Here is a 26,773-nt window from a genome sequence, read left to right as displayed (position 1 = left end):
GCACGCGGACGCTGCCCCGTCATGCGGGGCCCTGATCCGTATTCCGGCGGCCGTTTGGCTGCGATAACTGTATAAATATCCAAGGAAATTTCTATGTTTGCTGGCCTCGCCAAGAGCCTGTTCGGTTCGTCCAACGACCGCTATGTCGCCTCGATCCGCAAGATCGTTGAAAAGATCAACAGCTTCGAACCCGCGCTCGAAGCGCTCGACGACGATGCGCTGCGCGGACAGACGCAGTTGTTCCGCGACCGGCTGGCCGGCGGCGAGACGCTCGACCAGATCTTGCCCGAAGCCTTTGCGACGGTGCGCGAAGCGGCGAAGCGCACGCTGAAGATGCGCCATTTCGACGTCCAGATGATCGGCGGCATCGTCCTCCACCGCGGCGAAATTTCCGAAATGGCAACGGGTGAAGGCAAGACGCTGATGGCGACGCTGCCCGCCTATCTCAACGCGATCGAGGGCAAGGGCGTTCATGTCGTCACCGTCAACGACTATCTCGCCCGCCGCGACGCCGAGTGGATGAGCGCGGTCTATGGTTTTCTGGGCCTGTCGACCGGGATCATCGTGCCGAACCTCAACGAGATGCAGCGCCGCGACGCCTATAACGCCGACATCACCTATGCGACGAACAACGAGCTCGGTTTCGATTATCTGCGCGACAATATGAAGTTCGACCGCCAGCAGATGGTCCACCGCGAATTTAATTTCGGCATCGTCGACGAGGTTGATTCGATCCTGATCGACGAAGCGCGCACCCCGCTGATCATCTCGGGCCCCACCGACGACAAGTCGGAGCTGTATATCCGCGTCAACGAGGTGGTCCTCAATCTGACTGATGATGATTTCGAGAAGGATGAAAAGTCCAAGTCGATCAATCTGACCGAAGATGGCACCGAACATGTCGAGCGATTGCTCGAAGACGCCGGACTGCTTCAGGGCAATAATCTCTACGACATCGAGAACACCCAGATCGTCCATCACGTCAATCAGGCGCTGAAGGCGATCCAGATGTTCCGGATCGACACCGACTATATCGTCAAGGACGACAAGGTCATCATCATCGACGAATTCACCGGCCGTATGATGGACGGTCGCCGCTGGTCCGACGGCCTGCACCAGGCGGTCGAGGCGAAGGAGCGGGTGCAAATCGAGCCCGAGAACCAGACCCTCGCTTCGATCACCTTCCAGAATTATTTCCGCATGTATCCGAAGCTTTCGGGCATGACGGGCACCGCCTCGACCGAGGCGGCCGAATTCTTCGACATTTACAAGATGAACTGCGTCACCATTCCGACCAACCGGCCGATCGCGCGGCAGGATGACGAGGATGAATTCTACAAGAATATCACCGACAAGTTCGGTGCGATCGCCAAGACGATCCGCGAGGCGCAGGATCGCGGCCAGCCGGTGCTGGTCGGTACCGTGTCGATTGAAAAGTCGGAGCTTCTGTCTTCCTTCCTCGAAAAGGAAAATGTCGCGCACAGCGTCCTGAACGCGCGCTTCCATGAGAGCGAGGCACATATCGTCGCGCAGGCCGGGCGCACCGGCGCGGTCACGATCGCGACCAATATGGCGGGTCGCGGCACCGACATCAAACTCGGTGGCAACGAAGAATTCCGTATCGACGACGAGTTGAAGGACGTGCCCGAGGGCCCCGAGCGCGAAGCTGGCATTGCGCGCATCCACGCCGAGGTTGCCGCCGAACGCGAAGCCGTGGTCGCAGCAGGCGGGCTGTTCGTGCTCGCGACCGAGCGCCACGAAAGCCGCCGCATCGACAACCAGCTGCGCGGCCGTTCGGGGCGTCAGGGCGACCCCGGTCTGAGCAAATTCTACCTCTGCCTCGACGATGATCTGCTGCGCATCTTTGGCCCCGACACGCTCTTCTCCAAGATGATGAACAAAAATCTGGAGGATGGCGAAGCGATCGGGTCGAAGTGGCTGTCGAAGGCGATCGAGACCGCGCAGAAGAAGGTCGAAGCGCGCAACTATGACATTCGCAAGCAGGTCGTCGAATATGACAACGTCATGAACGACCAGCGCAAAGTCATTTACGAACAGCGCGGCGAGATCATCGACAGCGAAACCGTCGACGAGGTGATGATCGCGATGCGCGCCGAAACGGTCAATGCGATCGTCGCCGACGCATGCCCGGCGGGCAGCTATCCCGAGCAGTGGAATATCGAGCAGATGAAGGAGCGGACGCAACATATCCTCGACCTCGACCTGCCGATTGACGCCTGGATGGAGGAAGACGCCGTCGACCCCGAAATGTTCGAGCAGCGCATCCAGGAGCAGGCCGATGCCGTCGCTGCCGAAAAGGCGGCGCAGGTCGACGAGGAAACGTGGAAGGGCATCGAGAAATCGGTGCTGCTCCAGACGCTCGACCATCACTGGAAAGAGCATCTGTCGACCCTCGACGCGCTGCGCCAGGTCGTCTTCCTGCGCGCCTATGCGCAGAAGCAGCCGATCAACGAGTATAAGCAGGAAGCCTTTGCGTTGTTCGAACGCATGCTGTCGAACATCCGCGAAGATGTGACGCGGACCATTGCCCGGCTCGAGCTGCGCATGGACGAACCCGAAGCGATGCCGCTTCCCGAACTGCCCGATTTTCTGACCACGCATATCGACCCCTTCACCGGCGACGATAACAGCGCCGATATCGATGACGGGTCGCTGGGGGTGATTGCCAACACGCTGCCGCCGATGCAGATTCCGCGCCCCGATATGCCGCAGGGGGAAAATCCCTATGCGGAGCTCGAACTCAGCCGCAATGCGCCGTGCCCGTGCGGGTCGGGCCGCAAATACAAGCATTGCCACGGGGTGATTTGATCGCGGCAGCCCCTCTCTTCCTTTCGTCACCCCGGGCCTGACCCGGGGGCCATTCCTCGCCGCCGGAATGGATGCCGGATCGAGGCCGGCATGACGAACGAAGGGAGGCGGCTCTTCTGCGCCATAACAATTCGACCGTACGACCCCGCTTGCCAAGGTGCGCGGGCACGATTAGCATCTTTCCCATAAGCTTGGCGGCCACGTAGCGGCCAAGTGACGCAGCAGCTGGAACATAAGGGGCCGCGCACACCCGGAGCATCGGGCGCGGCCGGATGATGGCATGTTGCGTGGAAAGGGCTGGCGCATTTCCTTTTTTTTCGATGAGATGATGAGCCAGGAGGGCGGAACCCGGTCGCCCTATCGAGACTATTGCGGGTGGTTCGAGGCTGAGGATGCGGCGCGCATACAGCGCAAGACCCAGCAGGCCGAAGCCTTTTTCCGCACCACCGGGATTACGTTCAACGTCTATGGTCAGGCCGATGCCGACGAGCGGCTGATTCCGTTCGATGTCGTGCCGCGCATCATCTCGGCGAGCGAATGGCGCCGCTTGTCGCGCGGGATCGAACAGCGGGTCCGCGCGCTCAACGCCTTTCTTCACGATATCTACCACCGGCAGGAGATTTTGCGCGCCGGCCGGGTACCGACCTCGCTGATCGCGGGGAATGAGGCTTTCCTGCCGATGATGATGGGGCTCGACCCGCCGGGCGGCATCTATACCCACATCAGCGGCACCGACATCGTGCGCACCGGTGCCGACGAATTTTACGTGCTCGAGGATAATGCCCGCACCCCGTCGGGCGTGTCGTACATGCTCGAAAATCGCGAAACGATGCTCCAGATGTTTCCCGAGCTGTTCGCGAAAATTCCGGTGCGCGAGGTCAGCGACTATCCGATTAACCTCTTGAAATCGCTGGCAGCCTGTGCGCCACCCGCGTGTCAGGGCACCCCGACAGTCGCGGTGCTGACCCCGGGGATCCACAACAGCGCCTATTATGAGCATAGCTTCCTCGCCGATCATATGGGCGCCGAACTGGTCGAGGGGCATGATCTGCGCGTCGTCGACGGCCGCGTCGCGATGCGGACGACGCAAGGGTATCGCGCGATCGACGTCCTCTATCGCCGCGTCGACGATGATTATCTCGACCCGCTGAATTTCCGTCCCGATTCGATGCTCGGTGTCCCCGGCATCTGGGATGTGTATCGCGCCGGAGGCATCACCATCGCCAATGCGCCGGGCACTGGCATCGCCGACGACAAGGCGCTGTACAGCTACATGCCCGATATCATCGAATTCTACACCGGCGAAAAGGCACTATTGCCCAATGTGCCGACGTGGCGCTGTTCGGAGCCCGACCATTTGCGCGAAGTGCTCGATCGGCTTCCCGAACTGGTGGTCAAGGAAGTCCATGGGTCGGGTGGTTACGGGATGCTTGTTGGTCCGGCGGCGAGCAAGAAGGAACTCGCGGTTTTCCGTGCCAAGCTGGAGGCGAACCCCGGAAATTATATCGCGCAACCGACGCTGTCGCTGTCGACCGTGCCGATCTTCACCAAAAAGGGGCTGGCGCCGCGCCATGTCGACTTGCGGCCCTTTGTCCTGATGTCGCCGCAGGGGGTGACGATTACGCCGGGGGGATTGACCCGCGTTGCGATGACCAGCGGGTCGCTGGTGGTGAATTCGAGCCAGGGTGGCGGGACCAAGGATACGTGGGTGTTGGAAGACTGATGCTAGGCAAAACCGCAGGCAGCCTCTTCTGGATGGCGCGTTACCTCGAACGCAGCGAGAATAATGCCCGCCTGATCGACGCGGGTTTCCGCATCGCGCTGACCCGGTCGGCGACCGCGCCTGCCGAATGGAAATCGGTGCTGGTCACCGCGGGGGTCAATCAGGCGTTTCAGGCGGCGCACGGCGACTATAGTTCGGCGCGGGTGATCGATTTTCTGCTGCGCGATCCTGCCAATCCGTCGAGCATCATGTCGGTGGTCAAGCAGGCGCGCGACAATGCCCGTACCGCGCGCACCGCGCTGACCCGCGAGACGTGGGAGGCGGTCAACACCAGCTGGATGACGCTTGTCGCGCTGCTCAAGCGGCCGGTGCGCGAGGATGATCTGCCCGACGTGCTGACAACGATCCGCCAGCAAAGCGCGCAGGTGCGCGGTGCGATCAACGGGACGATGCTGCGCAACGACGGTTATTATTTCTCGCTGCTCGGCACCCTGCTCGAACGCGCCGACAACACCGCGCGCATCCTCGACGTCAAATATTATCTGCTGCTGCCATCCGTTGCGCATATCGGCACGACGATCGACAATGTGCAGTGGGAAACGATCCTGCGATCGGTGTCGGCGCACCGCGCCTATCGCTGGCTCTATGGCGCCGAGATCAGCGCGCTGAAAATCGCCGAATTCCTGATCCTCTATCGCCAAATGCCGCGCAGCCTCGCCTTTTGCTGCGAGCGGATGGAGGATAATCTGGCGCAGCTGGCCGAGGGCTATGGCGAGCCGACCGAGGCGGGGCGGATGGCCGCGGCGCTGAACCGCGAACGGCTCGCCGGGCCGATCCAGTCGATCTTCGACGGCGGGCTGCACGAATATGTCACCGGCTTTCTTCGCGCCACGGCCGCGCTCGCGCGGCAGATCGAGCGCGATTACCGGTTTGTGGAATAGGGTCCGTTCATGAGGCTGCGCGTCGAACATACCACAAGTTATCAATATGATGCCCCCGTCGGCTATGCGCTGCAGCAGCTCAAACTGATGCCCAAGGACCGGCCGGGGCAGCAGCGCGTGATCGACTGGACGATCGACGTCGAGGGTGGTGCGCAGCAGCTCCACTACACCGACCATCATGGCAATGGCGTCGACCTGATCGCGGTGGCGGGCGGGGCGAGCGAGCTGGTCATCCGCTGTCACGGCGAGGTCGAGCTGGAGACATGGGACGGGGTGATCGGGCCGCACCGCGGCGCGATGCCGCTGTGGACCTTCCTGCGCCCGACCGCGCTGACGCGCGCGGGGCGGCAGGTGCGCGCGCTGACCGCCGCGTTGGGCCGCGATCATGCAAGCGAGATCGAGCGCGCGCACGCGCTGTCGGGGCTGATCATCGACCGGCTGGCCTACCGGATCGGCATGACCGATGCCGAGACGACCGCCGAGCAGGCGCTGGGCGGCGAGGGCGGCGTGTGTCAGGATCATGCGCATATCTTCATCGCCGCGATGCGCCATCTGGGTCACCCGGCGCGTTATGTCTCGGGCTATCTGATGATGAACGACCGGACGCATCAGGACGCGACCCATGCGTGGGCCGAGGCGCATTTCGACCATATCGGCTGGATCGGTTTCGATGTCAGCAACGGCCATTCGCCCGACCAGCGCTATATCCGGGTCGCGACCGGGCTCGATTATCGCGATGCCGCCCCGGTTCGCGGAATGCGCTATGGTGCGGCGCAGGAAAATCTGGTTGTTCAGTTGCAGGTCCAGCAATAAGCCGGGCCGGGGCAGCCTTGGGAAACCGGAAAAACATGACTTATTGCGTCGGCATGCGTTTGAACAAGGGGCTGGTGTTCATGTCGGACACCCGCACCAATGCGGGTGTCGACGACATTTCGCAGGTCCGCAAGATGCGCAGCTGGCACGTCCCGGGCGAGCGCGTCATCACCTTGATGTCGGCGGGAAATCTGGCAACGACGCAGGCGGTGGTCAGCATCCTCGATGAGCGCACCAAGGCGCCCGAAGAACGCAATCCGTCGATCCTCGCCGCGCCGTCGATGTTTCAGGTCGCGACGATCATCGGCGAGACGCTGCGTCAGATCGTGATGCGCCACAATCCCGCAGGTCCGGCCGCCGAATCGCTGTTTCGCGCCTCGCTGATCGTCGGCGGGCAGATCAAGGGCGCCGAACCGCGGTTGTTCCTCATCTATCCCGAAGGCAATTTCATCGAGGCGGGGGAGGATAATCCCTTCTTCCAGATCGGCGAGACGAAATACGGGCGCCCGATCATCGTGCGATCCTATGATCCCGCGATGTCGTTCGAGGATGCGGTGAAATTGCTCTGTGTCTCGTTCGATTCGACAATCCGGGCGAATGCCGGGGTCGATTTGCCGATCGACCTGCGCGTGCATGAGCGCGACGATTTCACGACGGTGCGCGAGCGGCGGTTCGAGCGTGACGATCCTTATTTCGACAGCGTCGCCGACGGCTGGGCCGAAGCGCTGGGGATGGCGCTGGCCGAATTGCCCGACTTTCATTTCTGACGCAGCGATAGCGTATTTATCATCGTCACCCCGGACTTGATCCGGGGTCCACAGCCGCGCCGTCGGAATGAATCCCGGATCAAGTCCGGGATGACGATAGTGAGATTACCTGTTCTTTCGCCCTTCGATCAGTCCATCGACCAGGCCCGGATCGGCGAGCGTCGATGTATCGCCCAGCGACCCGAAATCATTCTCCGCAATCTTGCGCAAAATACGGCGCATGATCTTGCCTGAGCGCGTCTTGGGCAAGCCGGGCGTCAGGTGGATATGGTCGGGGGTCGCGATCGGGCCGATTTCGGTGCGCACCTGCTGCTTGAGCGCGGCGGCAACTTCGTCGGTCGGCTCGACCCCGGCGTTGAGCGTGACATAGGCGTAGATGCCCTGACCCTTGATGTCGTGCGGGAAGCCGACGACCGCGGCCTCGGCGACCGACGCGTGGAGCACCAGCGCGCTTTCGACCTCGGCGGTGCCCATGCGGTGGCCCGAGACGTTGATGACATCGTCGACGCGCCCGGTGATCCGCCAATAGCCGTCACCGTCGCGGCGGCAGCCGTCGCCGGTGAAATATTTGCCCTTATAGGTCGAGAAATAGGTTTCGGCGAAGCGCTGATGATCGCCGTAAAGCGTGCGCGCCTGACCCGGCCAGCTGTGCGTGATGCAGAGGTTGCCCTCGGTCGCGCCGCCGATCTGTTCGTCGGCGAGGACGTCACCCTCGGCATCGACGAGCTGCGGCCGGATGCCAAAGAAGGGCCGCCCGGCGCTGCCCGGCTGCATCGGGTGTGCGCCGGGGAGGGTGGTGATCATGATCCCGCCGGTTTCGGTTTGCCACCATGTGTCGACGACGGGGACGCGGCCCTTGCCGACGAGCTGATGATACCAGCGCCACGCTTCGGGATTGATCGGTTCGCCGACGCTGCCGAGCAGGCGGATCGAGCTGAGGTCGTGGCGGGTCACATAATCATCGCCCTCGCGCATCAACGCGCGGATCGCGGTCGGCGCGGTGTAGAGGATGTTGACCTTATGCTTGTCGACGACCTGCCAGAAGCGGTCGTGGCCGGGATAGTTGGGCACGCCCTCGAACATCAGGCTCGTCGCGCCATTTTGCAGCGGGCCATAGACGACATAGCTATGTCCGGTAACCCAGCCGATGTCGGCGCTGCACCAGAAGACCTCGCCGGGGCGATAGTCGAAGCCATAATGGAAGGTGCTGGCTGTCCAGACCGAATAGCCGCCCACCGTGTGGAGCACGCCCTTCGGCTTGCCGGTCGAGCCCGAGGTGTAGAGAATGAACAGCGGATCTTCGGCGTTCATCGGCTCGCACGGGCAGGTCGAATCGACCTCGGCCGACAGCGCGTCATACCAATGGTCGCGGCCTTCCTTCATGGCGATATCGCCGCCGGTGTGGGCGATGACGAGCACCGCCTTCACATCGACGCGTTCGAGCGCTTTGTCGACATTGGCTTTCAGCGGGATCGTCTTGCCGCCGCGCAGGCCTTCGTCAGCGCAGATCACCCAGTCGCTCGCGCAATCCTCGATGCGGCCGTGGATCGCCTCGGGCGAGAAGCCGCCGAAGATCACGCTGTGGACCGCGCCGATGCGCGCGCAGGCGAGCATCGCGACCGCGCCTTCGGGGATCATCGGCATATAGATGGTGACGCGGTCGCCCTTCCGGACGCCCAGCTTTTTCAGCGTATTCGCCATGCGGATCACGTCGGCAAGCAGCGCGGCATAGCTGATCGTCCGCGTCTCGCCGTCGGGGGCGTCGGGTTCGAAGATGATCGCTGTGCGGTCGCCGTTTCCGGCCGCGACATGGCGGTCGATCGCATTGTGGCAAAGATTGAGGACGCCATCCTCATACCATTTGATCTCGACCGGATCGAACGACCAGCCCGCGATCTTTGTCGGGGGCGTCATCCAGTCGATGCGCTGTGCCTGTTCGGCCCAGAAGGCGTCGGGATCGGCGATGCTTTGCGCGTAGAGGCGGTCATAGTCGGCGGCGGTGCAGTGCGTGTTCGCGGCGGCATCGGCCGGGACCGGGATCAGGGGTTCGGAGGGGGGCAGTTCGGACGACACGTTGAAGACTCTCCCGCTTGGCTTTGCAATGCGCTCATGGTGCGATAGGCCGATTGTCGCAAGAGGCAAGGGGCGGCCGGACTACCGACGGAGGGACAGATAATGACGGAAATGGGCCAGACGATCGAACGGCTGCTCGGCGGGCTGGGGGTCGATCCGGCGCTGTGGACCGACGGATCGATGCCGTCGGTGACCCCGCTGACCGGCGAAGAGGTCGCGCGCGTGCGCGTCTCCGATGCGGCCGCGATCGACGAACGACTGGATGCGGCGACTGCGGCGTTCCGCTACTGGCGCCATGTCCCGCCGCCGCGGCGCGGCGAGCTGGTACGACTGTGGGGCGAGGAATTGCGCGCGGCGAAAGATGATCTGGCGCAGCTGGTGACGATCGAGGCGGGCAAGATCGCGTCCGAAGGCGCGGGCGAAGTGCAGGAGATGATCGACATCTGCGACTTTGCAGTCGGCCTCTCGCGCCAATTATACGGGCTGACGATAGCAACCGAGCGGCCGGGGCACCGGATGATGGAGCAATGGCACCCGCTCGGCGTCGTCGGGGTGATCTCGGCTTTCAACTTCCCGGTTGCGGTGTGGGCGTGGAATGCCGCGCTGGCGCTGGTGTGCGGCAATGCCGTCATCTGGAAGCCGTCGGAAAAGACGCCGCTGACCGCGCTCGCGGTGCAGGCGATTTTCGATCGCGCCGCGGCGCGTTTCGGCGACGCTCCCGAGGGGCTGGCGCAGGTGCTGATTGGCGGGCGCGAGGCGGGCGAAGCGCTGGTCGACGACGTGCGCGTCGCGCTGGTGTCGGCGACCGGATCGACACGGATGGGCCGGGCGGTGGCGCCGCGGATTGCGGCGCGGTTCGCGCGCGCGATCCTCGAGCTGGGCGGCAACAATGGCGCGATCGTTGCGCCGTCGGCCGACCTCGATCTCGCGCTGCGCGGCATCGCCTTTGGCGCGATGGGGACCGCTGGACAGCGTTGCACGACGACGCGACGACTTTTCGTTCACGACAGTATTTACGATGGCTTCGTCGGGCGATTGAAGGCCGCATATGCCAGCGTCGCGGTCGGCAATCCGCTGGAGGGTGAGGTGCTGGTCGGGCCGCTCATCGACCGCGCGGCGTTTGAGGCCATGGAGGCGGCACTGGGCGCGGCACGCGCCGCCGGCGGCGTCGTTCATGGCGGGACACGGGTCGGTGAGGGGGCAAGCTATTATGTGAAGCCCGCGCTGGTCGAAATGCCGTCGCAGACCGGGCCGGTGTGCGAAGAGACGTTTGCACCGATCCTTTATGTGATGCGCTATTATGATCTCGATTCCGCGATCGACCTTCACAATGGGGTTGCGGCGGGGTTGTCGTCGGCGATCTTCACCCGTGATCTGACCGAGGCCGAGCGTTTCCTCGCTGCGAGCGGGTCCGACTGTGGCATTGCCAACGTCAACCTCGGCACGTCGGGCGCGGAAATCGGCGGGGCGTTTGGCGGCGAAAAGGAGACGGGCGGCGGCCGCGAAAGCGGATCGGACGCCTGGCGCGCCTATATGCGTCGCGCGACCAACACGATCAACTATTCGGATGCACTGCCGCTGGCGCAGGGGGTTTCGTTCGAGATTTGACCAGTCCCCCTCCCGCTTGCGGGAGGGGAGAGGTTTAGGCCGCGTGCCACCCGAAACGGTCCTCGCCCAGCGGCACGATCTGCCCTTTGGTGCCTACCGGCTCCTCAGTTCCGTCGGTCAGAAACGCCAGCATCGCGCCATCGCTTACATCGACATGCGCCAGCGTTCGTGCGCCTTCGGGGGTGCGCGCGACGACAACCCCGGCCTTGGGGCTCCCGTCGCGACCGTAAAAGACGGTGTAGCTTTCGATCGTCGCGGGGCCTGCATAGTCCTTGACCAGTTCGGGCACCGCGCCGCGCGCGGTATCGGCTTCGGCCTGATAGTCGAAATCCTGCGGGAAGTTTGCGGCGGCGATGCGTTGTTTGCCCAATATGATGCAATGATTGTCGGTCGCGAAGCCGCCATTGGCGAAGAGGAAGCCATAACGGCCTTCTTGACGCAGCTTTTCGACCATCGAGACGATCGCGTGGCTCATATAATTGGCGATCGGGCCGCCGCCGAAGGTCAACCCGCCGAACACGGTGGCGGGCTTGTCGACCGGCCAGCCCAGCGTCCGCCGCGCCATTTTGGGGACGCAGGGGAAGCAACTGTAGAGTTCGACATGGTCGAAATCGGCGACGGTCATGCCGTTGAGGCCCAGCGTGCGGTTGATGCTCGTCTCCATGCTGACGCTGCCGTCGTAGCGGTCGCGGTGGAGGATGTTCGCGGGCTCCTTTGCCGCGGCGCCCATGCCGATATGGATCAGCCGCTCCTCGGGGATGCCGCGCCGCCACGCCTCGGCGATGCTCGTCACGATGAAGCCCGCGCCCTGATTCACCGAACTGTTGGCGACCATCAGCTTCGAATAGGGAAAGGCGATCGGCCGGTTGCGCTCGTCGACGGTCAGGATCGCGTCGGGGCTCGCGGGCTTGCGGATCCACGCGCCGTCGTTCGCGGCGGCGACTTCGGAGAAACGCGACCAGATGGCGGCGCTTTCGCCCTGCGCTTCGGCGAGGCTCTGCCCCCACGCGGCGCGGGTCGCATTTTCGTAAAGCGGATAGACATCGACCGGCGCCGACAGGCCGTGGAGCTGGGCATAGTTGGGTTCGCGCCGGTTCGAAACCGCGCGCACGGCATTGTAGCTTTTGTCCTCACCCTGCGCGCGTTTCGCGGCGCGGCCGGCGGCGGTGCGCAGCGCCTCGCCGCCGACGATCGCCGCGAGTTTGATTTCGCCCGCGCCAATGCGGTTCGCCGCCTCGTTGAGCAGGCGGACCGGGGTGTCGCCGTGCGGCGCCGCCGACTGATAATTGACCGCCGGGGTGGCGCCGATCGTGGCGGCGAGCGGTTCGCACAAATTGCCAAGGTCGCGAAAGCTGATCTGGTCGACGATCGCGAGGCTGTCGAGATCGGTCAGCAATCCGCCGCCGGCGTCGGCCTCGGCCGCCTTCAGCGCGGCGACCATCAGCCCGAGCGAGTCGAGCCCCTGATCGGAGTCTTCGGGCCGGTCGTTGACCTGCCCGACGCCGATGATGACGGGAATGCGTTCGGGATCGGTCATGATCATGGTCAGCGCGCCTTCCACTCGGGCTTGCGCTTTTGAGCGAAGGCGAGGGGGCCTTCGCGCGCATCCTCGCTGGACATCAGTGCCTTGCGCTCGCGGCTGTTCTCGGCCCAATGCGCGTCGTCGCCGGCGATCTGGCCGTCGGCGATGCGGAGTGCGACGCGCTTCGAGGTTTGCACCGACAGCGGGGCGTTGCCTGCGATCTTTTCGGCGAGCGCGATCGCGGTGGGCATGAGGTCGGCGAGCGGAACGACGCGGTTGGCGAAGCCATAGCGCTGGGCAGTCGCGGCATCGAAGGGATCGCCGGTGAGCAGATGCTCCATCGCGATCTTCTGCGGCAGCTGCTTGACGATGCGGAAGGCGCCGCCCGCCGCCGCGAACAGCCCGACCTTGACCTCGGGCAGGCCGAACTGGGCATGATCGGCGGCAACGACGAGGTCGCTCATCAACGCGATTTCGCAGCCCCCGCCAAAGGCGAAGCCGTTGACCGCGGCGATGACCGGTTTCGAGATCGGGTGTGCGACCATACCGGCAAATCCCCACGCCTGCTGCGTCTTGTCGGCGGGCTGGAGCATCTCGCCTCGCGACAGCGCGACAAGGTCAGCGCCGGCGCAGAAGCTCTTGTCACCTGCACCGGTGACGATCACGACGCGAATTTCGGGGTCGTTCTCGGCCTCTTCGAGCGCGGTGCCGATGCCGACATGAACCGCGGCGTTAATCGCGTTGCGCGCCTCGGGCCGGTTGATCGTGACGATCAATATATGGCCCTGACGCTCCGTGAGAACGGCGGGTGCAGCGGTGTCGGTCATCAAATCTCTCCCATTGGCCGGGGTCGCGACAAGGCGAATCCCGGCTGTCTGGGAAAACTATCGGCCGAAGTTAACGTTTACGTCAACTGGAAAGCAATCATCGCCCCCGCGAAGGCGGAGACAATGACTGGAATCAGATCGACTGGCCGGTCTTCGCCCAATCGGCGAGGAAGCCTTCGATGCCCTTTTCGGTCAGGATATGCTTGAACAGGCCCTTGATGACCGACGGCGGTGCGGTCATCACGTCGGCGCCGATCTTGGCGGCTTCGAGGACGTGGATGCCGTGGCGGACGCTGGCGACCAGGATTTCGGTGTCATAGTCATAATTGTCGTAGATCAGGCGAATGTCGGCGATCAGCTGCATTCCGTCGAAGCCATTGTCGTCGTGACGGCCAACGAAGGGCGAGACGAAGCTCGCGCCGGCCTTGGCGGCGAGCAGCGCCTGTGCAGCCGAGAAGCAGAGCGTGACATTGACCATCGTGCCGTCGCTGGTCAGCGCCTTGCAGGTCTTGAGCCCGTCGATCGTCAGCGGCACCTTGATGCAGACATTGTCGGCAATCTTGCGGAGGATTTCGGCTTCCTGCATCATCGTCGCATGGTCGAGCGCGACGACTTCGGCCGACACCGGGCCGTTGGTCAGCGCGCAGATTTCGCGGGTTACTTCCTTGAAATCGCGGCCGGACTTGGCGATCAACGACGGGTTGGTGGTGACGCCGTCGAGCAGGCCGGTCGCGGCGAGCTCCTGAATATCGGCGATTTCGGCAGTGTCAGCGAAGAATTTCATGGCGCAGGCTTCCTTTCGGGGGGCGATTCGGTCGTTGCCGATCCCCCTAGAGCAATGGCGGGAAAAACTGAACCGTCCCCACCCTTCTTCGTGGGAAACCACTGGCGTTCCATCTTTGTTCCGATTATGCGAGCCGCATGGCCAAAGCGAAACGTCAATATGTCTGCCAGAATTGCGGGTCCGCGACCTATCGCTGGCAGGGGCAGTGCGCCGATTGCGGCGAATGGAACACGCTGGTCGAGGAGGCGGGCGAGACCGTTTTTTCGGCGAAGCATGACCTCAGCAAGGGCGGGCGTACGCTGGTGCTCGAAACGCTCGATGCCGACAGCAAGATGCCCGATCGCATGCTGTGCGGAATCGCCGAATTCGACCGCGCGCTCGGCGGCGGTTTCGTCGCGGGATCGGCGACTTTGATCGGCGGTGACCCCGGGATCGGCAAATCTACACTGCTTCTGCAGGCGGCCGGGCGCCTCGCGAAGGCAGGAAAGTCGGTGGTCTATATCAGCGGCGAGGAGGCGGCGGCGCAGGTGCGGCTGCGCGCGCAGCGGCTCGGGCTCGGCGATGCGCCGGTCGCGCTGGCAAGCGCGACATCGGTGCGCGACATTCTCGCGACGCTCGATCGGCAGTCGGCCGATTTCGTCGTCATCGATTCGATCCAGACGATGCACAGCGACCTGATCGACAGCGCGCCGGGGACGGTGAGCCAGGTTCGCGCGAGCGCGCAGGAACTGATCCGTTACGCCAAGGATGGCGGCGCGGCGATCGTTCTCGTCGGGCATGTCACCAAGGACGGGACGATTGCGGGGCCTCGGGTACTCGAGCATATGGTGGACACGGTTCTGGCGTTCGAAGGTGAGCGCAGCCACCAGTATCGCATCCTGCGCGCGGTGAAGAACCGCTTCGGCGGCACCGACGAGATCGGTGTCTTTGCGATGGGCGAAGAGGGGCTCGGCGAGGTTTCGAACCCGTCGAGCCTGTTCCTGACCGACCGCAGCCGCGATGTGCCGGGGTCGGTGGTGTTCCCCGCATTGGAAGGCACGCGGCCAGTGCTGGTCGAGGTGCAGGCGCTGACAGTGCGGCTGGCAAGCGGGGCCACTCCCCGGCGCGCCGTGGTCGGATGGGACAGCGGGCGGCTCGCGATGGTGCTCGCGGTGCTCGAAGCGCGCTGCGGGCTGCAAATGGGCGCGGCCGAAGTCTATCTGAACATCGCGGGCGGATACCGCCTGACCGATCCCGCCGCCGACCTTGCCGTCGCCGCGGCGCTGATTTCGGCCTTCACCGAGCGGCCGGTGCCCGCCGACGCGATTGTCTTTGGCGAATTGTCGCTGTCGGGCGAGGTGCGGCAGGTCTCGCACGATGCGCTGCGCCTGCGCGAAGCGGCAAAGCTCGGTTTTTCAACCGGCTGGGGGCCGAAGGGGATGAAGGCTGTGAAGGGGATCAGCGTCTCCGGCTTTGAGCGGCTCGGCGAACTCGTTGACCTGATGCTTGGGCGCGACTAGCGCACGGCAAATGGGAAGTCTGACATCATTGGATATTGCGGTGCTGGCGCTGGTCGGCGGCTTCGCGGTGCTCGGCTTCATGCGCGGGCTGGTGCAGGAGGTGACGAGCCTTCTTGCGTGGATACTCGCGATCGCGGCGGTGCGTTTCTTTCACCCTGTCGTGACCGATTTCGTCAGCGGCTGGGTCGGGACCGAGGGCGGCGCCGCGATGCTGGCGTTCGTGCTGTTGTTCGGCGGCGTGTTCATCCTCACCAAATGGGGCGGGCGCGCGATGGGGCAGCGCAGCCGCGCGTCGATCGTCGGCGGTTTCGATCGCGGGCTTGGTGCGGGCTTTGGCGCGGTGAAGGGGCTAATCGTCGCGACCATCGGCTTCATGATCGCGACGCTGCTTTACGACATCGGTTACGGCAATGCGCAGCGTCCGGCGTGGCTGACCGACAGCCGCAGCTATCCCGCGCTCAGCGCGACGAGCCAAGCTATGAGCAAGGTCATCGCCGACCGCCGCGCCGAGGCCCGCGCGGCCGCGGCTGAGGCCACCCGGCAGAGCGCGGGCGGGCAATGAGCGCGCCGCTTTATAACCGCGACATTTTGTCGCTGGCGGTTGCGGCGGCCGAGCATCTGCCGAACCCCGATGCGCGGCTGCGCGTCAGCGCGCGCGCGCCCTTGTGCGGCAGCGCGATTCTCCTCGACCTCGATACCGACGCCGCGGGGCGTGTGACGACGGTCGGCATGCATGTCGAGGCGTGTGCGCTGGGACAGGCGGCGGCGACCCTGCTCGCGCGTCATTCCCCGGGACGCGACCTCAGCGAATTGCGCAGCGCGCGCGACGCGATCGCGGCATGGTTTGGCGGTGCGGACAGCACGCCGCCCGACTGGCCGGGGTTCGACCTGCTTGCTCCGGCGCGCGACTATCCGGCGCGGCACGGCGCGATCCTGCTGCCCTTTGACGCGGCGATCCAGGCGCTTCAGGGGCAGGTAGTCGGGGCATGACGATAATCGGCCTCGCGACTGCCGCCGCGGGGGCCGCAGCCGAAACATCTGCCGATGCCCAATTGATCGAAGGCGCGATCCTGCTGGGGGTCGCGACCTTGTTTGTGCTAATTTTCCGCCGCCTCGGCCTCGGTGCGGTGCTTGGCTATCTGGTCGCGGGTGCGCTCGTCGGTCCGCACGGGCTGGGGCTGGTAGGCGGCGGCGAATCGAAACTCGCCTTTGCCGAAATCGGTATCGCCTTTCTGCTCTTCCTCGTCGGGCTGGAACTGCATCCGCGGCGATTGTGGGAGCTGCGGCGGGCGATCTTCGGCCTCGGCCTCGCACAGGTCGTGGTCACCGGGGTGATCCTGACCGGGCTGATTTTCGTGACTTTGGGCTTCAGCTGGCAGGCGTCGCTCGCGCTCGGGCTGCCGCTGGCACTGTCGTCGACCGCGCAGGTGCTGCCTGGCCTCAAAAGCTCGGGCCGGATCAACTCGCCCTTTGGCGAGAAGGCCTTTTCGATCCTGCTGTTCCAGGATCTGTCGATCGTGCCGATGATCACCATCGTCGCGGCGCTGTCGCGTGCGCCCGCCGACCCCTCGGCGCCGCCGGGGGCGATGATGGCGCTCTATACGGTGCTGGCGATCGTCGGGCTGGTGCTGGCGGGGCGTTTCATTCTCAATCCGTTGCTCCGTGTCATTGGCCGGTATGGCGAGCGCGAATTGTTCGTTGTCGTCGGTCTGCTCACCGTGCTGGCGAGCGCAGCGCTGATGCACAGCCTGCACCTGTCGCCCGCGCTCGGCGCGTTCATCGCCGGCGTCATGCTCGCCGATTCGCCCTATCGGCACGAGATAGAGGCCGATGTCGAACCCTTCCGCCTGATCCTGCTCGGCCTCTTTTTCCTCGCGGTCGGCATGGTGCTCGATATCAACGTGATCCTTGCGGACCCCATGCGCGTGGTGGCGCTGGCGGCAGGGCTCGTCGTGGTAAAGCTATCGGTCCTTACCGTCATTCTGCGTCTGTTCGGCAAGACATGGAAGGCCGCGCTCGGGCTTGGCCTGCTGCTCAGTCAGGGCGGCGAATTCGGCTTCCTGTTGTTCACCCAAGCGTCCGACGCTCTGCTGATCGAGCCCGAAGCCGCGAGTCTGTTCAGTGCTGTTGTGACGCTGTCGATGATATCGACGCCGTTCCTGATGCTGTTCGCGCGGAATCTGGAATTCGCGCCCGACCGCGACGGGCCCGAACTTGAGGATCCGAAGGATGCGCCGCGCGGATCGGCGATCGTGATCGGTTATGGCCGCTTTGGCCAGACCGTGGCGCAGATGCTGCACGGGGTCGCCTGTTCGGTGACGCTGATCGACAAGAAGCCCGCCCAGATCGAACGGTCGGGGCGTTTCGATACCAAAGTGTATTTCGGCGACGGGCTGCGCCCCGATTTGCTCCGCCGCGCGGGCGCCGACGAGGCGCGGCTGATCATTTACTGCATCGATGACGCGTCGGTTGATGCCGCGACGCTCAAGCCGATCGTCGACGCCTTTCCGCAGGCGAAGGTGCTGATGCGCGTCTTCGACCGCCGCCAGTTGATGGCGATCGACGGTGCGGGAGCGAGCGGCGCGGTGCGCGAAGTATATGAAAGCTCGATCGCGCTCGGGCTGATGGCGCTCGAACAACTGGGCGTCGATCCGCGCGAGATGGAGGATGTCGAGACCGCGCTGCGCCACATGGACCAGACGCGCTTCGATGCGCAGATGGTCGATGGCGACCTGTCGGCGGGGATGGACCACCGGTTCAAGCCCGGTGGCGGACGCGAGGCGGCGAGCGTGCTCGAAATATTGCGCCAGCGGCGCCTCGCGGCCAAGGCCGCGAAGGAAGAGGAAGCCGAACGCGCCGCCCAATCAGCCGCGCGCTGATCTTTCGCCGTCGAGAAAGGCCGCGACCACATCGAGGCTATATTCGTCGGTGACGAAGCTCTCGCCGATTCCGCGCGTCAGGATCAGCGGCAGCTTGCCGCCGCGTACCTTTTTGTCATGCGCCATATGCGCCGCAAGCGTCGCGCCATCGGCATTCACCCCGGCGCTGGCGAGGTCGTGCGGCAGGCCGACCGCGGCGAGATGCGCCGCGACGCGGTCAGCGTCGGCGGCGGAGCAGAGGCCATTCGCAGCCGAGAAACGATGCGCGAGCGCCATGCCCGCTGCGACCGCTTCGCCATGAAGCAATTTGTCCGAATAGCCGGTCTCGGCCTCGAGCGCGTGGCCGAAGCTGTGGCCGAGGTTGAGCAGCGCGCGGACATCTTGCGTCTCGCGCTCGTCGGCGGCGACGATGCGCGCCTTGGCGGTGACGCTATGCGCAATCGCCTTGTGGCGTGCCGCGCTGTCGCCTTCGAGCAGCGCCGCGCCATGCTCCTCGCACCAGGTGAAGAAAGCGGCGTCGTCGATCAGGCCATATTTGACGACTTCGGCATAGCCTGCAGCGAGTTCGCGGCGGGGCAGGGTGGTCAGCGTGGTCGGATCGATCAGCACCAGCGCGGGCTGGTGGAAAGCGCCGATCAGATTCTTGCCCGCGGGCACATTGATCGCGGTCTTGCCGCCGACGCTGCTGTCGACTTGTGCCAGAAGCGTGGTCGGAATCTGAACAAAGGCGCAGCCGCGCTTGACGATGCTGCACGCGAAACCGACGAGGTCGCCGATTACGCCGCCGCCGAGCGCGATGACATGGTCGCTGCGTTCGGCGCCTTCGCCGATCAGCCATTCGGTGAGGCGCGCGAGGCCCGCCCAGCTTTTGCTGCCTTCGCCCGGATCGAGGATGAGCGACGAAACCGCGATTCCGGCGCCGGTCAGCGTGGCTTCGACGGTCGCCAGATAATGCGGCGCGACATGGCTGTCGGTCACAACCATCGTGCGCGGACGGCGCAGCAGCGGTGCGACATGCGTACCGATTTCGGCGATAAGGCCGTCGCCGATCAAAATCGGATAGCTGCGCGCGCCAAGATCGACGGTCACATTTTGCATGTTGCGAGAGCCTCCAAAATCGCCTGCACCGTATGTTCGTGCGGATTGCTGGCCGAACTGACGCGCAGATGCGCCTCGGCATAGATGGGGTTGCGGACTGCGGCGAGTTCGCGGAGCACTTCGGCGGGGTCGCGATCCTTGAGCAGCGGGCGATGGCTGCGGCGTCCGACACGTTCGACCAGCGTGGGAATATCGGCGTCGAGCCAGATGCACAGGCTGCGTTCCAGAATCAGCGCGCGGGTCTCTTCGTTGACGAAGGCGCCGCCGCCGGTCGCGAGCACCAGCGGTTTCCCTTCGAGGACGCGCGCGATCACGCGGCGTTCGCCGTCGCGGAAATGCGCTTCGCCAAATTTGGCGAACATTTCCGAAATCGTCATCCCTGCGGCATGTTCGATCTCGTCATCGGCGTCGGCGAAAGCCATGCCCAGTCGCGCCGCCAACCGCCGCCCGATCGTCGATTTTCCCGACCCCATCAGCCCGACGAGCACGATCGGCCGCTGCCGGATCGACGGCGGGATCGCTGATGTGGGGCTTTTCGGGTTTCGCGTCATAGTCCGCGCGGCTATACCGCCCGAACCGCGCGGGACAATGTTTTTGCTTCGCGGTGGCAACGCGACGAACTGTGGGCACGGGATATTGCGCGCGAAGGACAGATCCGGAAAAGGCCGCTGGATGGCACGGTTGATCGTGTTGACGTTGTTGCTTGCGGCGTTCTGGTTACTGCTGTTCTTTATGGGCCGGCCGATTGCGCCACGAATGATTGAGGTTGATGTGACCGACAAGATTGCCGAAAGCGCTCCGCGATGAAGAAAAAAATTGTTTCGCTGAGCCTCGGCCTGTCGGGCGCCGCGCTCGCCGCCGCGCTGGTCCTGCCCGCGCTGGCGCAGGAGTCGCTGTTGCCGGAAGGATTTGGCAAGCCCGCAGACACGCCGGCGCCGACCCCGCGTCCTTCGCCGACGCCTTCGTCGACCCCCGCGCCAACATCGACGCCGAAAGCGGGAACCGCCGCGCCGTCGGTGACGCCGACGGTCGGCAGCACCGGTACGAGCGCCGCGCCCGTGACCACGGCTGCGGCTGGCGAAGAAGGCGAAGACGGCGAAGAGGTTGCGCCCGGCACGCTGAAATATGATTTGCCGCCGGGAGCGCGTCGTTTGCTGACGCGAATCGGTCCGCTGACCCCCGAAACCGGCGGGCTCGCCCCCGACGCCTTTGGCGTTCGCGGCCAATATGCCGCTGCGATCATGCGCGGCACGCGCGGGACGATGGCGTCGCGCTGGGGGCAGATTCTTTTGCGCCGGTCGCTGACCTCGGCGATCGACACGCCGGCGACGATCAACGGTGCCGACCTCGCCGCCGATCGCGCGGCGTTGCTGCTGCGCATGGGCGAATCGATCGCGGCGCGCTGGATCGTGCAATCGGTCGATTATGACCGCGCGAGCCCGCGGCTGGTGTCGGTCGCGCAGCAAACCTATCTGGCCAATGCCGATCCGGCGGGGCTGTGTCCCTATGTCCCCGCGGGCCTTGCGCATGGCGACGAGCAGGGGTGGAGACTGTCATCCGCAATCTGTTCGGGCCTGCAGGGCGACGCCGGACCGGCGGGCTGGGCGATCGGGCGTGTCCGGTCGAGCGGCAAGATTTCGAATTTCGACATATTGCTGGCCGAGCGTGTGCTCGGGGCAACGGGCGCCGGGCGGCGCTCGACGACGATCGAGTGGGACAAGGTCGACCGGCTGACCAGCTGGCGCTTCGGCATGGCGACTGCGACGGCGATTCCGATCCCCGACCCGCTGCGCGCCTCGGCACCCGCCTATATGCAGGGCTGGACCGTGCTGGCGCCGATGACCGAGATGGCGAACCGCGTCGCTGCCGCGCCCGACGCCGCGGCGCGCGGCGTGCTGTCGAGCGAAGCCTATGTCTCGTTGCTCAGCGCGGCGGCGAGCGAGGAAGAACCGGGCGACGCGCTCGCGAACCAGACGAGCCAGTTGCGTAGCGCCTTTGGCGCGCCGCGTGGCGCCGATCGCTATGCCGCGATGGAAGGCCTGTGGGGCGCGAACCCTGCGCAAGGCTATGCCGCGATGGTCGCGACCGCGCGCGCTGCGGCGGCGCTGCCGGTGAGCACCGAGGTCGGCGATGATCCGTGGCAGCTTTTGGGATCGATGCTCGCGGGCGGCTATGACCGCAACGCGATGGCGTGGGCGCCGAAAATTTCGGTCGGCAGCCGTGCGTGGGGCGTGCTCGCGGTCGGATCGCCGCAGCCGCTGAACGGGACATCGGCGGGCCGGATCGGCGATTTTTCGGGCAATGACGACAGCGCCGATTCGCTCCGATCGAAATTCCTGCTCGCCGGGCTGGCCGGGCTTGGCCGGATCGATGCGGGCGATACCGCGTCGGCGGCCAATGATCTGGAAGTCGATCTGGGCAAGCAGACGCGCTGGTCGCGCGCGATCATGTCCGCGGCCGAGCGTCGCGAGCCGGGGATGGTCGCGTTGCTCGCGGCGGCAGGGATGCAGGGCGACTGGTCGAAAATGCCGCCCTATCATCTTTATTATATCGTCCGGGCGCTGCGCGAGGTCGGGCTGGCGAACGAAGCGCGGATGATCGCGGCCGAAGCGCTGGTGCGTGTCTGAGCCTAACGTGATGTCAGACATCTACGATGTCTGACGGGCCGCTGATCGAGCGCTTTCTGGAGATGATGGCCGCCGAGCGCGGCGCATCGCGCAACACGTTGGCGGCCTATCGCCGCGATCTTGAGCAAGCGGCAGAATGGACCAAGGGCGCGTTGGCCGACACCGATGCGGCGGGCCTGCGCAAGCTGATGGCCGATTATCACGCGCTCGCGGCGAGCAGCGCGGCGCGCAAATTGTCGGCACTGCGCCAGTTTTTTTCCTTTCTGCTCGATGAGGGTGAGCGCGCCGACAATCCTGCGCTCGATATCGCGCGCCCGACGACGCGGCGCCCGCTGCCGCGAATACTGAAGCACGACGATGTGAACCGGCTGTTCGCGCAGGCGGGCGAGGAAGCCGAGGGCGAGGCGCCGCCCGCTGCGGCGGTCCGCATGCTGCTGCTGCTTGAGCTGCTCTATGGGTCGGGGCTCCGCGCGAGCGAGCTGGTGTCGCTCCCGCGCCGCGCGCTCACGGGCGAGCGCGAATATCTGATCGTGCGGGGGAAGGGCGACAAGGAGCGGCTGGTGCCGCTGTCCGACCGGTCGCGCGCCGCGCTCGATCGCTGGATGCCCTTGCTTGCCGATGGATCGCTCTGGCTGTTTCCGTCGGGCAAGGCGCATCTGTCGCGGGTGCGATTGTTCCAGATGCTACGCGAACTGGCGGCGCGCGCGGGGCTCGACCCTGCGGGGGTCAGCCCGCATGTACTGCGCCACGCCTTTGCCACCCATTTGCTCGAGGGCGGCGCAGATTTGCGCGCCTTGCAGTTGATGCTCGGCCATGCCGACATCGCGACGACCGAGATTTATACCCATGTCGACAGCCGCCGGCTGGTCGAACTGGTCAACCGGCGGCATCCGCTCGCACGCATGGCAACCGGGCATGACGCGCCGCCAGACGTTGACGTTGCGGCGCCATCGGCTTAGCGGTCCGACGATGACAGCCTTTCTGGATTTTGAAAAACCCGTCGCGGCGCTCGACCGCCAGATCGCCGAATTGCGCGAGATGGGCGACGACCCGACGCTCAACATCGACAATGACATTGTGCGGCTGGAGGCCAAATCGGCCAAGATGCTGCGCGACATCTACACGCGGCTGACACCGTGGCAAAAGACGCAGGTCGCCCGCCACCCCGACCGCCCGCATTTCAAACATTATGTCGCTGGATTGTTCGACGACTGGATGCCGCTCGCCGGCGACCGCAATTTCGGTGACGATCAGGCGATTTTGGGCGGGCTCGCGCGTTTTCGCGGCCGCCGCGTGATGGTGATCGGCCATGAAAAGGGCGACGATATTCCGTCGCGCATGAAGCATAATTTCGGGATGGCGAAGCCCGAGGGCTATCGCAAGGCGATCCGGCTGATGCAGCTTGCCGACCGTTTCGGCCTGCCGGTGGTGACGCTGGTCGATACGTCGGGGGCCTTTCCGGGCATTCAGGCCGAGGAACGCGGGCAGGCTGAAGCGATTGCACGCTCGACCGAACAATGCCTTGCGCTGGGCGTGCCGATGATCGCCGCGGTTGTCGGTGAAGGCGGATCGGGCGGCGCGATCGCGCTTGCCGCCGCCAACCGCGTGCTGATGTTCGAACATGCGGTCTATTCGGTCATCTCGCCCGAAGGCTGCGCGTCGATCCTGTGGCGCACGTCGGACAAGGCGGCCGATGCGGCGGCGGCGATGAAGATGGCGGCCGAGGATCTGCTCGCGCTGAAGGTAATCGACCGCATCATTCCCGAGCCTGTGGGCGGGGCGCACCGCGCGCCCGATGTGGCGATTGCTTCGCTTGGCGACGCGATCGCGGCCGAACTCGACACGTTGTCGGGCTTGCCGCGCGATACGCTGCTCGCCGCGCGCGAGGAAAAATTCCTGGCCATGGGCCGCGCCTGATCCGCTCGTCGTCCAGCCGGGATTGCCGGACCTGGCCGATCGCCGGGGCCGGAACCCGAACGGCCATGTCGCGTTCCACTACACAAAACCGGCATGTCGTGGTTCATCCGTGGCTTGCCTTGTGGCGAATCGGGGATATTCCCTGACAACGAGAGCATAAGGGAGGCGCGTCGATGACTCGGAAGACAAAAAAAGGTCTGGCGATCAAGCTGGTGGCATCAGCGGCGTTGGGCAGCGTGGCCTTTACCGGCGTCGCCGACGCCCAGCTCAAGGCGATCCAGACCGCAACCAATATTTCGCCCGCCGACCGCAAGCAGGGGAGCGAAGCGCATCCCGAGCTGATGGCGGAATTCGGCGGTGCCTATACGGGGCCGCAGGCGAGCTACGTCAACCGGATCGGGCAGAATATCGCGGTTCAGTCGGGTCTGTCGCGCTCACCCAGCGACTTCACCGTGACCCTGCTCAATTCGCCCGTGAACAACGCCTTCGCGATTCCCGGCGGCTATGTCTATGTCACCCGCCAGCTGATGGCGCTGATGAACGACGAGGCCGAACTCGCGGGCGTGCTGGGGCATGAGGTTGGCCATGTGGCGGCGCGGCACAGCAAAAAGCGCCAGTCGGCGGCGACGCGGAACCAGATTTTGGGGGTGCTTGGCGCAGTGCTCGGCGGAGCGATCGGCGACAATGGCGGCCTGCTCGGCGGGCTTGGCGGACTGCTTCAGAACAATGCGATGCAGGTCGCACAGATGGCGACGCTGGGCTTTTCGCGCGGGCAGGAACTGGAAGCCGATCAGTTGGGCGTCCAATATCTGCGCAGCGCGGGTTATGATCCGATGGCGCTGTCGACGATGCTCGCCAGCCTCGCCAACCAGACCAGTCTCGAAGCGCGGCTGGCGGGCGGCGACGCGCGCTCGCTGCCCGAATGGGCCAGTACCCACCCCGACCCCGCATCGCGCGTCCGCAACGCCGAGACGCTGGCGGCCCGCGTGGGCGGAACCGGCGGGAAGCGCAACGCCGATGCCTTTCTCGCATCGGTCGACAATATACTCTACGGCGACGATCCGGCGCAGGGCGTGGTCGAGGGCAACGAGTTTTTGCACCCCGACCTCAAGCTGCGCTTCGCGGTTCCGAATGGCTACGGGATGCAGAATGGTGCCAGCGCCGTGACGGTCAGCGGCAACGGCGGGCAGGCGCAATTTTCGACTGGCGCCTATAATGGCGATATGAACGCCTATGTCTCGGCGGTGTTCAAGGGGGTTGCGGGCAATGCGTCGATCAGCCCGGGCAGCCTGCAGCGGACGACGGTGAACGGCATTCCCGCCTATTATTCGACCGCGCGCGCGAACACCCAGTCGGGGCAGGTCGATGTGACCGTCTTTGCCTATGAATTTTCGCGGAGCAGCGCCTTCCACTTCGTCGCGCTGACAAAAGCGGGCGGCGGCAGCGTGTTCAATTCGATGTTCAACAGCGTCCGGCGGCTGAGCACCGCCGAAGCGGCGGCGATCAAGCCGCGGCGGATCGACGTCGTGACCGTGGGGCGCGGCGATACGGTCGCTACCCTTTCCCAGCGCATGGCGTACAGCAACTACAAGGCCGACCGCTTTCAGGTGCTCAACCGCCTGACGGCCACAAGCCGTCTGACACCGGGGCAGAAGGTGAAGCTGGTCGTTTACGCGGCCCGATAGCGCGAAGAGCACAAGAAAAGGGCGGTGGATTGCTCCACCGCCCTTTTTGGGCCTGCCGAGGCAGGCGCAAGGATGTCCGGGTTTACGGACCCTTGGTGTTCGCGGTCTGCAGGCCGGTCTTGACCTTGTCGAAGGTCGTGTTGACTTCGCCGCCAACGAGCCCGAGCGTGGTGATCAAACCAACGGCGATCAGAGCGGCAATCAGGCCGTATTCGATGGCGGTCGCGGCCTTGGTGTCGCGTCCGAACTTCTTGATGAACTTCATGTCTGGTCTCCTGACAAGTCACTTACCCTGTTGACGGTCTGGTCGTGGTCAACGCTGCCGGTCTAGGTCGAATAGGTTTTGAAATTCTTAACTTGGTCGCATGCCGATGTGGCAGGCGGATGTTTGTCCGCCTGGCGGCTACATCGCGGCATCGATCTCCGAACCCACATGGCGCCACATCTTGCCGGTTTCTTCGCCGACGGCCGCGATGGTCGCCATCGCCGCGATAAAGATCAGCGCGATGATCAGGCCATATTCGATTGCTGTCGCGGCCCTGGTCGACCGCATCATCCCGGCAAATATCTTCATCGTTCCGCCCCTGTCTCGAACCGGGAGCAGCATTCCTGGACAGCCCGGCGCTCGCCCGGTTTCGATCGGTCTGGCCCCGATCACCTGAAACCTCAGCCGTGCAATCCGGGGATTCTGGTCCTAGAGTTCCCGATCGTGCCCGTCGTCGCACAGGAGGGTTAATAATTTGTCGGTTTCGCAGCAGGGAAAGTCGTTGGAAAATTGTCTCATTGTGGTTGCGGCGGCGCTGGTCGACCGCGACGGTCGCCTGTTGGTACAGCAGCGTCCGGAAGGCCTGTCGATGGCGGGGTTATGGGAATTTCCCGGCGGCAAGATCGAACCCGGCGAAACGCCCGCACAGGCGCTGATTCGCGAATTGGAGGAAGAACTGGCGATCGACGTTGATCACGCCTGCCTTGCCCCCGCCTGTTTCGCCAGCGAGCCGCTGGGCGACAAGCATTTGCTCCTGCTCCTCTATGTCTGCCGCAAATGGCGCGGGACGCCGGTTGCGCAGCATGCGAGCGCGCTGCGTTGGGTGCGGCCGGTCGAACTCCACGGCCTGGCCATGCCGCCGGCCGACAAGCCGCTAATCGGCTTGCTCGAGGCGCTGGTTTGATCTGACCGGTCG

At 64.7% G+C, this 26,773-nt stretch carries 24 protein-coding genes; 16 read left to right on the top strand and 8 right to left on the bottom strand.

What is annotated here, in order from left to right; genetic code table 11:
- The first annotated feature begins 93 nt into the window (after positions 1-93).
- From secA to AC1RRJ_RS17750, 5 genes are all read left to right on the top strand, one after another.
- Entirely contained in the window at positions 94-2,829 is a 2,736-nt protein-coding gene (gene secA, locus AC1RRJ_RS17770) for a preprotein translocase subunit SecA (RefSeq protein WP_493125115.1), read from the top strand.
- 325 nt (positions 2,830-3,154) lie between these two features.
- A complete protein-coding gene (locus AC1RRJ_RS17765) occupies positions 3,155-4,552 on the top strand; it encodes a circularly permuted type 2 ATP-grasp protein (protein ID WP_493125113.1) in 1,398 nt (465 codons plus the stop codon).
- On the top strand, positions 4,552-5,493 hold the full coding sequence (locus tag AC1RRJ_RS17760) for an alpha-E domain-containing protein (RefSeq protein ID WP_493125111.1): 942 nt from the start codon (positions 4,552-4,554) through the stop codon (positions 5,491-5,493). The genes AC1RRJ_RS17765 and AC1RRJ_RS17760 overlap by 1 nt, the downstream gene beginning before the upstream one ends.
- A gap of 9 nt (positions 5,494-5,502) precedes the next feature.
- Positions 5,503-6,306 carry a transglutaminase family protein gene (locus AC1RRJ_RS17755; protein ID WP_493125109.1) on the top strand — a complete coding sequence of 268 codons (804 nt, stop codon included), beginning with the start codon at positions 5,503-5,505 and terminating at the stop codon, positions 6,304-6,306.
- A gap of 35 nt (positions 6,307-6,341) precedes the next feature.
- A complete protein-coding gene (locus tag AC1RRJ_RS17750) occupies positions 6,342-7,073 on the top strand; it encodes a proteasome-type protease (RefSeq protein WP_493125107.1) in 732 nt (243 codons plus the stop codon).
- A gap of 105 nt (positions 7,074-7,178) precedes the next feature.
- Here the strand turns inward: AC1RRJ_RS17750 and acs are convergent, their stop codons facing one another.
- The gene (gene acs / locus AC1RRJ_RS17745) at positions 7,179-9,116 is read right to left on the bottom strand and encodes an acetate--CoA ligase (protein WP_493125726.1); all 1,938 of its coding nucleotides are present in this window, start codon (positions 9,114-9,116) and stop codon (positions 7,179-7,181) included.
- 141 nt (positions 9,117-9,257) lie between these two features.
- On the opposite strand from acs, the gene amaB reads away from it, so the two are divergent.
- Positions 9,258-10,754 carry an L-piperidine-6-carboxylate dehydrogenase gene (gene amaB, locus AC1RRJ_RS17740; protein WP_493125724.1) on the top strand — a complete coding sequence of 499 codons (1,497 nt, stop codon included), beginning with the start codon at positions 9,258-9,260 and terminating at the stop codon, positions 10,752-10,754.
- A 34-nt stretch (positions 10,755-10,788) separates the two neighbouring features.
- On the opposite strand, the gene AC1RRJ_RS17735 is transcribed toward amaB, so the two are convergent.
- From AC1RRJ_RS17735 to fsa, 3 genes are all read right to left on the bottom strand, one after another.
- Complete coding sequence (locus AC1RRJ_RS17735) at positions 10,789-12,297, bottom strand: acetyl-CoA acetyltransferase (RefSeq protein ID WP_493125105.1); 1,509 nt, start codon at positions 12,295-12,297, stop codon at positions 10,789-10,791.
- Positions 12,298-12,299: 2 nt separating this feature from the next.
- Positions 12,300-13,103 (bottom strand): enoyl-CoA hydratase-related protein, encoded by an 804-nt coding sequence (locus tag AC1RRJ_RS17730; RefSeq protein ID WP_493125103.1) that lies wholly within the window; start codon positions 13,101-13,103, stop codon positions 12,300-12,302.
- 133 nt (positions 13,104-13,236) lie between these two features.
- On the bottom strand, positions 13,237-13,887 hold the full coding sequence (gene fsa / locus AC1RRJ_RS17725) for a fructose-6-phosphate aldolase (RefSeq protein WP_493125101.1): 651 nt from the start codon (positions 13,885-13,887) through the stop codon (positions 13,237-13,239).
- Positions 13,888-14,024: 137 nt separating this feature from the next.
- On the opposite strand from fsa, the gene radA reads away from it, so the two are divergent.
- The 4 genes from radA to AC1RRJ_RS17705 are packed head-to-tail and all read left to right on the top strand — an operon-like array spanning position 14,025 to position 18,265.
- Positions 14,025-15,386: a DNA repair protein RadA gene (radA, locus tag AC1RRJ_RS17720; protein WP_493125099.1), complete on the top strand. Its 1,362-nt coding sequence runs from the start codon at positions 14,025-14,027 to the stop codon at positions 15,384-15,386.
- Positions 15,387-15,396: 10 nt separating this feature from the next.
- Positions 15,397-15,948 (top strand): CvpA family protein, encoded by a 552-nt coding sequence (locus AC1RRJ_RS17715; RefSeq protein ID WP_493125097.1) that lies wholly within the window; start codon positions 15,397-15,399, stop codon positions 15,946-15,948.
- Positions 15,945-16,376, top strand: a complete 432-nt coding sequence (locus AC1RRJ_RS17710) for an iron-sulfur cluster assembly scaffold protein (RefSeq protein WP_493125095.1) — start codon at positions 15,945-15,947, stop codon at positions 16,374-16,376. The genes AC1RRJ_RS17715 and AC1RRJ_RS17710 overlap by 4 nt, the downstream gene beginning before the upstream one ends.
- On the top strand, positions 16,373-18,265 hold the full coding sequence (locus tag AC1RRJ_RS17705; protein WP_493125093.1) for a cation:proton antiporter domain-containing protein: 1,893 nt from the start codon (positions 16,373-16,375) through the stop codon (positions 18,263-18,265). Before AC1RRJ_RS17710 ends, AC1RRJ_RS17705 begins: the two co-directional genes overlap by 4 nt.
- Here the strand turns inward: AC1RRJ_RS17705 and aroB are convergent.
- On the bottom strand, positions 18,251-19,363 hold the full coding sequence (gene aroB, locus AC1RRJ_RS17700) for a 3-dehydroquinate synthase (RefSeq protein WP_493125091.1): 1,113 nt from the start codon (positions 19,361-19,363) through the stop codon (positions 18,251-18,253). The genes AC1RRJ_RS17705 and aroB overlap by 15 nt on opposite strands.
- Entirely contained in the window at positions 19,351-19,914 is a 564-nt protein-coding gene (locus tag AC1RRJ_RS17695; RefSeq protein ID WP_493125089.1) for a shikimate kinase, read from the bottom strand. The genes aroB and AC1RRJ_RS17695 overlap by 13 nt, the downstream gene beginning before the upstream one ends.
- 121 nt (positions 19,915-20,035) lie before the next feature.
- On the opposite strand from AC1RRJ_RS17695, the gene AC1RRJ_RS17690 reads away from it, so the two are divergent.
- From AC1RRJ_RS17690 to AC1RRJ_RS17670, 5 genes are all read left to right on the top strand, one after another.
- Positions 20,036-20,170 carry a hypothetical protein gene (locus tag AC1RRJ_RS17690; RefSeq protein WP_493125087.1) on the top strand — a complete coding sequence of 45 codons (135 nt, stop codon included), beginning with the start codon at positions 20,036-20,038 and terminating at the stop codon, positions 20,168-20,170.
- Positions 20,167-21,990, top strand: coding sequence for a hypothetical protein (locus tag AC1RRJ_RS17685; RefSeq protein WP_493125085.1), 1,824 nt, complete (start codon positions 20,167-20,169; stop codon positions 21,988-21,990). The genes AC1RRJ_RS17690 and AC1RRJ_RS17685 overlap by 4 nt, the downstream gene beginning before the upstream one ends.
- A 26-nt stretch (positions 21,991-22,016) precedes the next feature.
- A complete protein-coding gene (locus tag AC1RRJ_RS17680; protein WP_493125083.1) occupies positions 22,017-22,949 on the top strand; it encodes a tyrosine recombinase in 933 nt (310 codons plus the stop codon).
- A gap of 10 nt (positions 22,950-22,959) precedes the next feature.
- Positions 22,960-23,907: an acetyl-CoA carboxylase carboxyltransferase subunit alpha gene (locus AC1RRJ_RS17675; RefSeq protein ID WP_493125081.1), complete on the top strand. Its 948-nt coding sequence runs from the start codon at positions 22,960-22,962 to the stop codon at positions 23,905-23,907.
- 173 nt (positions 23,908-24,080) lie between these two features.
- Positions 24,081-25,592: a M48 family metalloprotease gene (locus AC1RRJ_RS17670; RefSeq protein ID WP_493125079.1), complete on the top strand. Its 1,512-nt coding sequence runs from the start codon at positions 24,081-24,083 to the stop codon at positions 25,590-25,592.
- 82 nt (positions 25,593-25,674) lie between these two features.
- Here the strand turns inward: AC1RRJ_RS17670 and AC1RRJ_RS17665 are convergent, their stop codons facing one another.
- On the bottom strand, positions 25,675-25,857 hold the full coding sequence (locus tag AC1RRJ_RS17665) for a Flp family type IVb pilin (protein WP_493125077.1): 183 nt from the start codon (positions 25,855-25,857) through the stop codon (positions 25,675-25,677).
- A gap of 138 nt (positions 25,858-25,995) precedes the next feature.
- Positions 25,996-26,166, bottom strand: a complete 171-nt coding sequence (locus AC1RRJ_RS17660) for a Flp family type IVb pilin (RefSeq protein WP_493125075.1) — start codon at positions 26,164-26,166, stop codon at positions 25,996-25,998.
- Positions 26,167-26,359: 193 nt separating this feature from the next.
- Between AC1RRJ_RS17660 and AC1RRJ_RS17655 the strand changes: the two genes are divergently transcribed.
- Positions 26,360-26,761, top strand: coding sequence for a (deoxy)nucleoside triphosphate pyrophosphohydrolase (locus AC1RRJ_RS17655; protein ID WP_493125073.1), 402 nt, complete (start codon positions 26,360-26,362; stop codon positions 26,759-26,761).
- The last annotated feature ends 12 nt before the right edge of the window (positions 26,762-26,773 follow it).

Source organism: Sphingopyxis sp. GW821-FHT12C06 (assembly GCF_058807415.1).
This window is presented reverse-complemented; position numbering and strand designations above follow the sequence as displayed.